The sequence below is a fragment of the Pseudomonas sp. FEMGT703P genome (assembly GCF_002786345.1).
GTDB lineage: Bacteria > Pseudomonadota > Gammaproteobacteria > Pseudomonadales > Pseudomonadaceae > Aquipseudomonas > Aquipseudomonas peli.
On record NZ_PGCM01000005.1, the window covers coordinates 789460 to 802500 of the forward strand.

The following is a 13041-nucleotide window of genomic DNA, read 5'->3' on the forward strand; positions in this document are numbered from 1 at the left end:
CATGCGTTTCAGACGACCACGGGTGCGCTACGCCGAGGCACCGCAACCTTCCACGCCGTACCAGGCTGCTGCACAAGCGTGGGATGAGCGAATCGGTTCGGCCCGCGTGCAGGCGAAAAACTGGCGCCTAATGGCCTTCGGCTGTCTGGTGCTCGCCCTGCTGATGGCGGGTGGCTTGGTCTGGCGCTCTGCGCAGTCCATCGTCACGCCTTATGTAGTGGAGGTGGACAGGTCTGGCCAGGTACGCGCAGTTGGCGAGGCCGCCGCAACCTATCGGCCAGCCGATGTGCAGGTTGCCTACCACCTGGCGCGCTTCATCACGCTGGTACGTTCGCTATCCATCGATCCGATCGTAGTGCGACAGAACTGGCTCGACGCGTATGACTACACCACCGATCGTGCTGCCGCCGTGCTTAACGACTATGCACGCACTAACGATCCGTTCGCCCGCATCGGCAAGGAGTCGGTAACGGTACAGGTGATCAGTGTGGTACGGGCCAGCGATACCTCATTCAACGTGCGCTGGACGGAGCAGCGCTTCGTAAACGGTGCACATGTAGGTATCGAGCGCTGGAACGCTGTGATCTCCACCGTCCTGCAAACCCCGCGTACAGAGCAGCGCCTGCGCAAGAACCCGTTGGGCATCTATGTCAACGGACTGTCGTGGAGTCGCGAGCTCGATGCGTCCGAAGGAGCCAAGCCATGAATCTATTTCGCACACCAGTGTTCTCTGTGGTCTTTCTGGCCCTGGTCGGCTGTTCCAGTCAAAGCAAGCCACCCCCTCGTATCTCGCTTGACGAGCCGGTGCAAGCGCAGCCGCTGCCTGAGCCACCGAAGCCGTTGGAGGTGGTGGAGGTGCCCAAGGTTTTGCCGATGCCAGGGCAGATGAAGCCGTTACCAGACGAAGCCAGTTCGGCCCCGGAGCCTGTCGACGAGAAGGTGAGGGTGTCGCGGGCGAACCAGGAAGCGAGGGTGGCACCCACGCGCGAGGGTTACGTCAATGCAATCCAGGTTTGGCCCTACAGCGACGGCGCGCTATACCAGGTCTATGCCGCGCCGGGGCGGGTGACCGTAATTTCGCTGCAGGCCAGTGAGGAGCTAGTGACGGTGGCCGCGGGCGATACGGTACGCTGGATCGTTGGCGACACCTCCAGCGGCACCGGCGATGCGTTGCGCGTCAACGTGCTGGTCAAGCCAATTCGATCGGGTCTCGAGACCAACTTGGTCATCACCACCAATCGGCGCACCTATATGATCGAGCTGACCTCCACCGAGCGTGCCTGGATGGCCTCGGTGTCCTGGGATTACCCAAAAGATAGGATGCTGGCCTTGCAGCGCCAGGCGCAGGCCGCTCAGATGAGTGCGCCAGTCGATACCGGCCTCGCGCTTGAGAAGATCCGCTTTCGCTACGCAATTAGTGGCAGCAACCCGCCGTGGCAGCCGCTACGAGCCTTCGATGACGGCGAAAAGGTCTACATCCAATTCCCTGCTGGAATCGCGCAAGGCGAGTTGCCACCGATGTTCGTGATCGGAGGGCTGGGCGATGGGCAATTGGTCAACTACCGTTTCCGCTCGCCGTATTACATCGTGGATCGGCTGTTCGGCGCGGCCGAGTTGCGCCTGGGCGGCGACAAGGGCGACGTGGTGCGCATCGAGCGCACGGACGGTGTGGCCCGGGGGAACTGAGCATGAGTCAGGACAACACCCCAGACCTTGCCGCGCCGCAGGCGGACAAGGTTCCGCCCGAAACGGTAGCGCTGCGCGCCCAGCCGCGCCCGGTCACGCGGTTGAACCGGCGTACCCTGGCGGTGCTTGCCGGTGGGCTCTCCGCTGCGGTGCTGGGGGCCACCATCTGGTCGTTGCAGCCGCCGAAGCCTCGGGTAGGGAGCGATCCGGCGGAGCTGTATAACGTCGACCGCGTTTCTCGCTCCGAAGGGCTTGAGCGGCTGCCCTCGGACTATTCCAAGCTGTTGCCGTCGGCGCAGCCGCCCGAGCTGGGACCGCCGCTGCCGGGCGACCTTGGCCCAGCCATCGTGCAGTCGCAGCGCCCCGCCGCATCCAGCTACACGACATCCGGGCATGATCCAGCCGAGGCCGAGCGGCTGGCTCGGCTGAAGGAAGCGGAGGAGGCGGCCGCCTCGTCGGTGTTCTTCCACACGGGCAGCCAGCGCCCAGCTGTGGCTGCGTCCGCAGAGCCGGTTACAGAGACATCAGTACTGGCGGGTTTCGATCCGCTGGCTGCCGGTCCCGCCTCGACAGCGGCGCAACCCGTCGATCCGACAACTGTGCAAAATCGGCAGGAGCAGAAAGAGGCGTTTCTGCAAGCCGGCTCTACGGAGATCCGCAATTCCGGGAGCCTGCAGTTGCCCGCGTCGCAGTACCAGATCATGGCTGGCACAGTGATTGCCGGTGCGCTGGTGACAGGCATCAAGTCGGATCTTCCGGGAGACGTGATTGGCACCGTGACGGAGCCCGTCTATGACACGGCGACCGGCAAGTACCTACTGATCCCACAGGGTTCGCGCATCCTCGGTCGCTACAACAGCCAGGTTAGCTACGGGCAGAGCCGCGTTCAGGTGGTGTGGAGTCGCATCATCCTGCCGGACACCTCTTCGCTGACGCTGGACAACCTCGTGGGCACTGATCCGGCCGGCTATGCCGGCCTGGAAGATGGCGTCGATTGGCACTGGGATCGCGTCTTCGTCGGCGCAGCACTGACGACGCTGCTAGGCATCGGCGCCGAGCTGGCCGCGCCGGAGAATCACCAGGATGGTGATCGCGTCATTATCGCTGGCCGTGATGGCCTGCAGGATAGTGTGAACCAGGTTGGCCAGGAGATGACCCGGCGCAACATGAACATCCAACCCACATTGACCGAGCGACCGGGGCTGCTGGTGCGGCTCATCGTAAACAGGGATCTGGTGCTGCGGCCCTACCAACCGTTGTTCTTCAATCGGGGGGCTTCACGATGAACCACACACGTAAGCTGCGGCTGGGACCGCTGCCCAAGACAGAGAGCATGAAGCTGACATTCGTGTGCCCTACCAGTCTGAAAGCTGAGCTCGACCGCTACGCTGAGCTGCACGCGCAGGCTTATGGTGAGATAGTCGATGCATTAACACTGATCCCGCATATGCTGGAGGCGTTCATGGCCGGGGATAGGGGGTTCAAAAAGGGGTAGTGAACTTCATGAGGTTCAAGCGGAAGCCATTCGGATATATTTCGGTGCCCAGAATAGTCCCGGATGAGTTTCCTGCGGTATGCCAAGTTCGCCAGTCGCCCCATACCACGTTTTTTCAAGCAATTCATCAGGCGAGTGCTAGAGCACTGGACGCCTATTACCGTCATCCTCGCCTTCCTCGCCACTGGGCTTAGCGTTCTTACTCTGTATACCTATGCCCGTGCCATCGGCCGAACGGATCTTTTCATGGTAGCCATCGACGCCAAGTCGTCCTTGGCTGCCTGGTTGCTACTGGTAGGGCCGATCATGGTGTCCTATCTCTGTGTCCTGACGACTACTACTTGGCTGTACGGATTTTCAGTCTCGATGTTTTCCCGATGCCGCAGTAGGATCAATCGAGCCGCTCTCTGGCTGTTGTTTCCGCTAGTGATCGGTTTCAGCACGTGTATCGTTTTGGTGTTCTGCTTTTTCGATCGATTGGGTGCAACTGTTGCTGTTGTGATTGTCGCCCTTGCCACTGTAATTGGGCTGGTAGCGATCCTGCCTTTCAAGCGCTTTCGGCTATTGGTTGCCTTGAGTACATCCCGCACAATCAAGGGAGATAAGTTCTTCTTCCTGTTTACCCTTGCCAGCATGCTCGTATGCACGGTCTTCTCGGCCCTTTTCTCCATATACTGGATTCTCAAAACTTATGTAGGAGAGGACACGAACGAGGCAGTCTGGTTTGTGGCTATGTTTACAATGGGCACACTAGTATTGAGCTTGGCTCCGACCTTTGTTTTTTTCACTACCAAGGGCAGTACCTACCGGCGGCTGGCTATTGGTTGTGCGATGGTTATGGTTCTGTTCCTGGCTTTCTTGCTGTTCGCACGCGGGGCCATGTCCAGCATCGCCTACGCGGCGGCAGGTAATCTGGAGATACGACAAACCTTTTCCGCCCGCTTTGTTCTGGATGGCCAAATCAGTTTGGCAGACCTTGATAATGTGCAATGGCGAACTCGCCTGGCTCCGGCCAACAGAGTGGAAATTGAGGCTTTCCAGCTGTTTGCCTTTGGCGATGTGCTGTTGCTGTGCCCTGAAGGTTTGCGAGGTGCGACCCTTCACCAACTGCCTCGCTACAGCCGCCAATGCCTTCTCAGCCGCAGCAGCAAGGTCGACCGAAAGCCCCCACGGCTTCGGTATCCCGCCCGCCCGAAGGCAATCCAATCTTGGCAGGATCAGGCTAATCGTCTGATCAACTGGAGTAGTTTTTTCGGACAACTCAATAAAGCCAAGGAGCGGCCTCTCGATGCTCCATTCCCCAAAGCGCCAGGCTAATTCTCTTTATGGGACTGCTGACGGTCGCGCATATTGGGAAAGCCCATGGCAAGGAAGAACAAGAGAAGAATCATGCCGTTTGACTATCTAGCAGCATTTCCCATCCCCGTTCATGTCATGCCACCAAGGCTGCGTGGCTTGTTGGAACCTGTCGGTTTGTCGCCAAGCCAATTCGTGGAGGTGGCCTCCATGCAGGAGTCCGACCCGTATGGGGAGCAAGCCGAGCACCTGCACTTGCTGATGGCCGTGGTTCCCGGGGTTGGTGATGATCCTGTCGAAGTTCTCTCTGAGGCAGGAGGTGGCGTAGTCGAGTACTCCGTTCCTGTCGGCGACACGCGTGGCTGTTCTGCCGAGTTCTCTCCGTCGATCTCGGGTTATGACTACGTCGTCGCGGTGTGGGGTAACGGCTCGTTCTACACCTTCAATCTAGCAGAGAAGGTATGGATGGCTCTGGGGCTTACTCCCCGCTGCGTCGGTAACGATCAGCAACGACTGGTTTACGATGACTTGGGACTTCCAGAGTTCGGTGTTGCCGAAGGTGAGGTGTCGAGCGATTACCTCTGGAGCTTGAAAAGATCCGTCCGTTGGCGCATGTCGAATGAATACCTCCGTCGCTACCTTTGGCTACGTGGTGCTCGGGGTGTACGAGTCTTCTACTATTCAGCCCAGTTACCAGATATTCCGGAAGTTCGCGCGATCATGGGCGGAGAGTCTCATGTGGTCCGCAAGCCTGCCGAGGGGGCTGCCTGGTACGAACTAGACATCCGTGAGCACAAGGGTGGGCTTCTTCTACAACTAAATGCGTCGGTTGAGGCTGTGATGCCGGCGCTCTGTCCAGAGCAGACTGCCGATGACATGCTCTGGCCCGGTGACGCTCAGCCTATGACCCACGCACGTGCGAATGCCTTGGTCGGGAGTGATTCGGTTTATCTCGATGATCGGTTTCTCCAAAAGTACGAGCAGAGCGCTTTCTACGACTCGACGCCGGCTCATGCTTGGGGGCAGTGGCACTGCAGTCCATCATATAGAGGGCAGTGGAGTTTCACTGAGTGCCGGCGGGTCGGGAGAAACCTGGTCCAAGTGCCGATGCGTGAGCTGTACAAGCCGAAGCCGGATCGTGAGATCGTGCACGCCCGATCATTTGCGGTTGATCCAGCCGACTTGGCGCATGTGGATCTGAATGAAGAACATGTGGCCGCCAAGGTACAGCGGCTGCTTGATGTGCTTCTGCGATTGGGTGACGGCCTTTCCGCACTCGGTGCAATCGTGGAGCTGAACAAGTCGGCAGTAGAGCTAACGAGCTTTGATCGTGCAGAGGTATCTGCCAATGGTTGGTTGGCCTATCCGGCGCTTAGCCGGTTGGCCCAGGTCACGCCATTGGACATGACGCAACAGATGTTCCTGGCTCGCTGCAAGAGCTTGCACGAGGTGTGGCAACGCATTCCAAACGGATATCTTAGGTCATTGCTGGAGCGCGCCGGGTGCCCGAGAGCGGCTGTCAAGGATCTCGCAAGCTTAAAGCTGTTGCAGGCACTTCTGAACGTTATCCAAAGGCTCAATGCTCATGAGGAGGCAAGTGATGCCTTTGCCTCCGCCGCTGAGCCTGAGGGCTGGAGGGACAGTAGTGAAGCTATGGCGCCTCTGTTCTTGAACAACGATCTCAGAATTGCCGATGCGCACGAGACCATGGAGAAGTGCCTGACGACCTTGCAGCGGCTTGGCTTCGATACAGCGAACGTAAATGCGGGTTATGGGCGGGCGCTAGATTTCGTCATGGATGGTGTCATCACCGCCTTGGGAACAGTGGCCACTGCAATCGAGGGTCTTTTAAGGCGAACCGATTGTTCGTCGGCGGGGAGGTAAGGGGCGCTGGCTTCTTGTATCCTGAAGGTGATTGATGATGGTGTCGCCAGCGTCGTCGCCCCGCAAATCGCTCTATCTCCCGCGCCAGCAAAAGGTGGTGGCTTATGACGGTAAAAGCGACGGTAAGACGCCATATCAATTACAGCCAATCCCTTTAGCCATGCGGGCTCAGGCGGCTTGTTGATGATTGAGTGGGAGTAACCAGAAGGGGCCTACGGGCCCCTTTTTGCTAGCCCTGATCGGTTGCGTATGAGGTAGGCACTACGCTGGGTATCGGACAGCCGCTGTTCTCTATTGGGTTAGGACAGGGCTGTTTTTTATTCGATCAGCCCCAGGCTTGCGAGACGATCCGCAAACCCTGCAGGGCAGCGTATTTCCATGAGCACTGGGTCAGGCTGGCTGTGAAGTGCTTATCGTGGTTATGCTCGGGCGGCGGATTGAACCAAAATCCGGGTGTCTGGCCATTTATGCAGGGAGATCAGCAATGACCGCACTATTTGTCTTGGCGAGAATGGCGCGGCGTTTTGCTGTAAGCGGGGGTAGGTCACTTGGCCATCTGCTGGGGCTGGCCCTGAGCGTTCTGTTGGTCGTCAGCTCCGCGTTGGCGCAGGACGAATCTGCTCCTGCCGCCCCCACTGGCACGACTGCTGCGGCAATTGCCTTAAACGATATTCTGCTGCGCGCGGATGATGACCAGCGTCTGGCGGACCGTGCCAAGCGCCGGGCAGCGAGTGCGGACCCGGCTGCCGCGCTTGGCGCTCAGCTTGATGACATTGCGCGGCCCGTCGATGAGAAATTGCGGGCCTTCAGCGTGGATGAACTGCGCCAGCTGCCTTTTGTGCGGCTGGAGAGTCTGGCGCGCCACTGGAGCTTCGATGCCCACCGTATTCAAGCCTGGCGTACGCAGATGCGCGCCGTCACCAAACCTTATGCCGATGACACGGCCGAGCTGTCGCTACGCCGTGCACGTTGGCAGGCCACGCGCGCGGCGACCCCGGCAGACAGCATGCCCGTGCCTCTGGCTCGGCAGATCGACTTGATGATCAGCGAGCTGCAGGCGGCCGAGCAGGCGCTTGCAGCGCCGTTGGAGCAGCTGATTGAGTTGGGGCAACGGGCCAATGCGATCAATTCAAGTATTCAGCTTGGTCGCGAAGAAGTGGACAGGGTCATCAGCGGTGTTGATGCACGCCTGTTTAGCCGTGATGCGCTGCCGTTGTGGCAGGCGCTGCATGTACCTGACGACCAGCAAGCCGATGCGGATTCAGTGGTGCCGGGGCTGGATATTGAAGCCCGCTTTGCCGATGCCTACAGCGCGGTGAACGCCATCAAAGTACACACGATGCAAGCACTGCTGGTGCTGCTGTTGCTTGTGTTGCTCTGGCTGGCGCGCCAGCAGCGCTTGGCGCCTCACGTGAGCCGTGATGACGATAGCCAGCGGGTAGCCGCGCGCCCGTTGTCCGCCTGGTTGCTGCTGGCCGTGATGGCCGTGCAGGTGTTCGAGTCGGATGCACCCATGATGGCGCTTGAGGTGCTGACGCTGCTGGCAGTGGTGCCTGCGTTGCGCATGCTCCCGCAGCGTGCCCATGACCTGCTTGGCAGCTGGCCGCTAATGGCGGCTGGCTTGTATCTGGCAGACCGGCTGGGGGCGCTGTTATGGGGCGGTGAAGATTTTTATCGCGTGTTTCAGCTCGGGCTGACGGTCGTCGCGCTGCTACTCACGCTCTGGCTTCTGCGGCAGATGCTGCGGCGAGCCGAAAGCACTGTCGGCTGGGCGCGCTCGATGGTGCGTGGAGCTGTCTGGCTGGGCGGCGGGCTACTGCTGGCTTCGCTGCTGGCCAATCTGGCCGGTGCCGTGCTGCTGACTCAGACGCTCACCAGTGGGGTGATTGACAGCGGTTATATCGGCCTGCTGCTGTACGCCAGTATGACTGTGGTCAATGCGCTGCTGCGGATGCTGACGGAGTTGTCGGCTGTGCAGCGGGTATGGCTGTTTCGTCGACATGGCCAGGCATTGTTGAGTTGGTTGAGTCGCGCATTGCTACTGGCAGCGGCAGTCAGTTGGCTGCTGTACAGCATGGATCGCTTTCGCGTGTTGCTGCCGGTGCAGGCGTTCGTCAGTCAGGTGTTGGGCTATGACGTCGAGGTCGGCGAGTTGTCCATCAGCCTGGGAGATGTGCTGGTGTTTGCCCTGTCGGTGCTGATTACTATTGCTGCAGCGCGAGCGACCAAGTTGATACTGCGCGAGCAGTTGCAGGGGCATAGCCGCTTGCCACGCGGAGTGGGCAACAGCATCGCCTCGCTCACCTATTACGCGCTGCTGTTGCTGGGCTTTTTGCTGGCGTTGTCGGCGGCGGGTTTCAAGGTCAGTCAGTTGACGCTGTTGTTCGGCGCACTGGGTGTGGGTATTGGCTTTGGCTTGCAGGGGCTGGTGAGTAACTTCGTGTCGGGGCTGGTGTTGATGTTCGAGCGGCCGATTCAGCCCGGCGACGTTATCGAGATCAACGGCGCCAGCGGCAGCGTCCGCGAAATTGGCCTACGCGCCACCAAGATACGTACCTTCGATGGCGCCGACATCGTGGTGCCTAATGGCACTCTGGTTGCCAATAACCTGACCAACTGGACGCTGCAGGACCGCAATCGGCGCATTGAAGTGCCGATCGGCGTCGCATACGGCAGCGACCCTGCCCAAGTGATTGAACTACTGGCCAGCGTGGCACGCGCTGTCCCTGGGGTGGCCGCAGAGCCTGAGCCGGTCGTGTTGTTGCAGGAGTATGGTGGCAGCTCGCTGAACTTTAGCGTGCGCGCCTGGGCGCAGGACTACGACCGTTGGACCACTACGCGCAGCGAGCTGATGGTGAGCATGCTGCAGGCGCTTGCGGCGACCAATATCAGCATCCCGTACAACCAGTACGACCTCAATCTCCGCGGGGTACCTGACGAGTTGACCGAGGCGATGCGCCAGGTCGGCCAGGGCGGCGGTAAGTTGGACGCTTCCTGATTCCTTAAGCCAGCGGTGCGGCAATCAGCCTCGATTTCAGGCTCGTCTTGCACGCTAGTTAGATGAGAAACTATTGCATCTATCGGGAGTGAGTTCTTCCTCCGATGCATCGCCATGGCATATAGCCAGGCAACCTGGAGTGGATATGTTGTTTTCCCGCAGACAAATGCTGATCGGCCTGGCTGGGCTTGGCGTCGTCGGACTTGGTGCTGGTGGCGTGCGCTACTGGCTGGGCCGTCCGGAAAATATGGCGACCCACGACTATGAGCTGATCGCCGCGCCGCTGGATATCGAGCTGGTGCCGGGGCAAACCACCTCGGCCTGGGCCTATGGTGGGCAAGCGCCTGGGGTCGAGCTGCGCTGCCGTCAGGGCGAGCGCTTGCGCGTGCGCTTCATTAATAAGCTGGACGTGCCGACCACTATTCACTGGCATGGCATCCGTCTGCCGTTGGCGATGGACGGCGTGCCTTATGTGTCGCAGGCGCCGGTGCTGCCGGGTGAATACTTCGACTACAACTTCATCACCCCCGACGCCGGCAGCTTCTGGTATCACCCGCACGTCGCCAGCGGCGAGCAGCTGGGGCGTGGGTTGGTCGGCGCGCTGATCGTCGAAGAGCGTGAGCCGACGGGGTTTATCCACGATCACACGCTGAACCTGAAAAGCTGGCATATCGACGAGCAGGGCGCTTTTACCGATTTCAGCGTACCGCGCGAGGCGGCGCGTGGCGGTACCCCTGGGCGGCTGAGTACGGTCAATGGCAAGCATGCGCCAACCCTGGATCTACCTGCTGGGCAGGTAGTGCGTCTGCGCCTGATCAATCTGGATAACACCCTGACTTATCGCCTTAACCTGCCCGGCGTGGATGCGCGTATCTATGCGCTGGACGGCAATCCGGTCGAGCCAAGGCCGCTGGGCAAGGAGTACTGGCTGGGACCGGGTATGCGCATTGAGCTGGGGTTGAAGGTGCCTGCGGCTGGCGCAGAACTGTCGCTGCGTAACGGGCCATTGCGCTTGGCGACCTTGCGCGCGCAGCCCGGCGCCGAGGGGGCTGGTGAGTGGCCGCCTGCGCTGCCAGCTAACCCGGTGGCCGAGCCTGACCTGGCTAATGCGGAAACCGTCAAATTCAACTTCGAGTGGGCCGGTGCGGTGTCGGTCGGCCTGGCCCAGGGCGCGGCGCACAGCTTCTGGCAGATCAATGGCCAGGCCTGGGATATCAACGACAAGACCTGCGCCGACCGGCCAATTGCTCGGCTGCAGCTTGGCAAGAGTTATATCTTCGAGCTGCGCAACCTCAGCCAGTATCAGCACCCGATCCACTTACATGGCATGACCTTTAAGGTGCTGGCCTCGGACCGCAAGTCGATCATCCCGTATTTCACCGACACCTACTTGCTGGGCAAGAATGAGCGTGCCCGCGTCGCGCTGGTCGCCGATAATCCTGGGGTATGGATGTTCCACTGCCATGTAATCGACCATATGGAAACCGGTCTGATGGCATCAATCGAGGTCGTTTAAGCGTGCGCCAACCCCTGATCATTGATCGCAGCCAGGATCAGCGCTTTATGCGCGAGGCCCTAGCCCTGGCCGCCGAAGGTGCGGCCTTGGGCGAGGTGCCGGTCGGCGCAGTGCTGGTGCAGGATGGCCAGATTGTCGGGCGCGGTTTTAACTGCCCGATCTCCACGCATGACCCCAGCGCCCACGCTGAGATGGTGGCGATTCGCGCCGCCGCGCAAGCCCTGAATAACTACCGCCTGCCGGGCAGCACCCTGTACGTGACCCTGGAGCCGTGCAGCATGTGCGCCGGGTTGATCGTGCATGCGCGGGTGCAGCGCGTGGTGTATGGCGCAACCGAGCCTAAAGCCGGGGTAGCGTTGAGTCGCGGACAGTTTTTCAGTCAGGAATTTCTCAATCACCGGGTGTTGATTGAGGGCGGCGTACTGGCGGATGAGTGCGGGGCGGTGCTGAGTGCGTTCTTCAAGGCCAGGCGCGAGCAGCGCTAGAACCTATCCAAAGTCTGCTGCGCGTCGGCCCTGCGGCGTTAAAACCAGGCTCGGAATGCTCATTTACATCAGTAAACTCCGCTTCCTCGCCGTTTTGACCAGCCGAGGCTGTTACTACGTAGCGCCTTGCAGGACTCTAGCTCGCGCGCCTTTGAAATAGGTTCTGTTAAAGCGGCGGGGTCTGCTCATTGGGCTGACGTTTGTCGATGCCCGGCACATGCTGATTGCTTTCGGCGATTTGCGAGCCTTCCAGCTGCGGCTGGGTTACCCAGGTGAGGATGTCGTAGTAGCGGCGGATGTTGCGCACAAAGTGCACCGGCTCGCCGCCACGGGCATAGCCATAACGGGTTTTGCTGTACCACTGCTTCTGCGAGAGGCGCGGCAGGATCTTCTGTACATCCAGCCACTTATTCGGGTCCAGACCTTCGGCCTCGGTGAGCTTGCGCGCATCTTCCAGGTGGCCGCCGCCGATGTTGTAGGACGCCAAAGCGAACCAGGTGCGGTCCGGCTCTTGAATGCTTTCCGGCAGTTGGTTCTTTACATAGACAATGTATTTGGCGCCGCCTTCGATGCTTTGCTTGGGGTTCAAACGGTCCGACACGCCCATGGCCTGGGCGGTGCGCAGGGTCAGCATCATCAGCCCGCGTACGCCGGTTTTCGAGGTGGCGGTGGGTTGCCAGAGTGATTCCTGATAACCCATGGCGGCGAGTAAGCGCCAGTCAACCTGGTTGGCTTGGGCGGCTTCGCGAAAGTGTTTCTCGTAGCGCGGCAGGCGTTGTTGCAGGTGCTTGGCGAAGGTGTAGGCGCCGACATAACCGAGTACATCGACATGGCCGTAGTAGCGATCCTTCAGGCGTTGCAGGCTGCCGTTCTGGTGCGCTCGCTCGATAAAGGCATTCATCTCATCAAGCAGGCTGCGGTCTTCACCGGGGGCAGTGGCCCAGGCCAGGTTTTGTGCATCGCCCAGGTCAAAGGCCACGCGCACGTTGGAGAAGTACACTTGATTCATCGCCAGCTCGTTGGAGTCGACCAGTGTCAGGTCGATCTGTCCTTCATCGACCATGCGCAGCAGGTCGACCACTTCAACGGCAGCGGATTCTTCGTAGGTCAGTTCTGGCAATTGCAGCTTGAGCGCGGCCAACTGCTCAGCATGGCTGCTGCCTTTAAGTACCAGAATGCGTTTGCCGAGCAGATCATCCGGGCGGGTCGGGCGTTGCTGGCTGTTGCGGTAGATCACCTGGGGGGTGACTTCGAGGTAGGGCAGGGAGAAGCGTGCGTGTTGCTGCCGTCCGTCGCTTTCTACCAGGCCGGCGGCAGCCAGTACCGGTCCGTTGGGTTTGTTCAGGCTGGCGAACAGCTCGTCGAGGTTGTCTGCGGTTTCGATTTTCAGCTCAAGACCCAGATCATCGGCAAAGCGCTTCACCAGCTCGTATTCGAAGCCGGTCTCGCCGTTACGGTCCTGGAAATAAGTGGCCGGGCTGTTGCGGGTGATCACCCGCAGTACACCCTCCGCCTGAACGCGCTCGAGTGTGCTGGGTTCTTCAGCACAGCCGCCGAGCACCAGGAGGATTCCGATCACCGACAGCCAGCAGGCGCAGCGCACACGGAACGCAGATTGGGCAAACATTGGCGCAGTATACGCAAAGCATGGGGCGCGCCATATCTCGACAGCGGGTTGCTT

At 60.1% G+C, this 13041-nt stretch carries 10 protein-coding genes; 9 read left to right on the plus strand and 1 reads right to left on the minus strand.

Translation table 11 applies throughout. The features are described 5' to 3' along the window. Position 1 precedes the first annotated feature (1 nt). From trbF to tadA, 9 genes are all read left to right on the plus strand, one after another. Positions 2-706: a conjugal transfer protein TrbF gene (trbF, locus tag CUR33_RS07480; protein ID WP_289239182.1), complete on the plus strand. Its 705-nt coding sequence runs from the start codon at positions 2-4 to the stop codon at positions 704-706. Further along, positions 703-1686, plus strand: coding sequence for a P-type conjugative transfer protein TrbG (gene trbG, locus CUR33_RS07485; RefSeq protein ID WP_289239183.1), 984 nt, complete (start codon positions 703-705; stop codon positions 1684-1686). The genes trbF and trbG overlap by 4 nt, the downstream gene beginning before the upstream one ends. 2 nt (positions 1687-1688) lie before the next feature. Next, positions 1689-2972, plus strand: a complete 1284-nt coding sequence (locus CUR33_RS07490) for a TrbI/VirB10 family protein (protein ID WP_289239184.1) — start codon at positions 1689-1691, stop codon at positions 2970-2972. Then, the gene (locus tag CUR33_RS07495; protein WP_289239185.1) at positions 2969-3181 is read left to right on the plus strand and encodes a DUF2274 domain-containing protein; all 213 of its coding nucleotides are present in this window, start codon (positions 2969-2971) and stop codon (positions 3179-3181) included. Before CUR33_RS07490 ends, CUR33_RS07495 begins: the two co-directional genes overlap by 4 nt. A gap of 63 nt (positions 3182-3244) precedes the next feature. Next, positions 3245-4498, plus strand: coding sequence for a hypothetical protein (locus CUR33_RS07500; RefSeq protein WP_289239186.1), 1254 nt, complete (start codon positions 3245-3247; stop codon positions 4496-4498). 72 nt (positions 4499-4570) lie between these two features. Continuing rightward, positions 4571-6361: a hypothetical protein gene (locus CUR33_RS07505; RefSeq protein ID WP_289239187.1), complete on the plus strand. Its 1791-nt coding sequence runs from the start codon at positions 4571-4573 to the stop codon at positions 6359-6361. 484 nt (positions 6362-6845) lie between these two features. Continuing rightward, a complete protein-coding gene (locus tag CUR33_RS07510) occupies positions 6846-9359 on the plus strand; it encodes a mechanosensitive ion channel family protein (protein WP_289239188.1) in 2514 nt (837 codons plus the stop codon). A 145-nt stretch (positions 9360-9504) separates the two neighbouring features. Further along, positions 9505-10875: a multicopper oxidase family protein gene (locus CUR33_RS07515; RefSeq protein ID WP_289239189.1), complete on the plus strand. Its 1371-nt coding sequence runs from the start codon at positions 9505-9507 to the stop codon at positions 10873-10875. A gap of 2 nt (positions 10876-10877) precedes the next feature. Then, complete coding sequence (gene tadA / locus CUR33_RS07520) at positions 10878-11360, plus strand: tRNA adenosine(34) deaminase TadA (RefSeq protein WP_289239190.1); 483 nt, start codon at positions 10878-10880, stop codon at positions 11358-11360. A gap of 166 nt (positions 11361-11526) precedes the next feature. On the opposite strand, the gene mltF is transcribed toward tadA, so the two are convergent. Then, positions 11527-12987 (minus strand): membrane-bound lytic murein transglycosylase MltF, encoded by a 1461-nt coding sequence (gene mltF, locus CUR33_RS07525; protein WP_090248593.1) that lies wholly within the window; start codon positions 12985-12987, stop codon positions 11527-11529. Between the last annotated feature and the right edge of the window lie 54 nt (positions 12988-13041).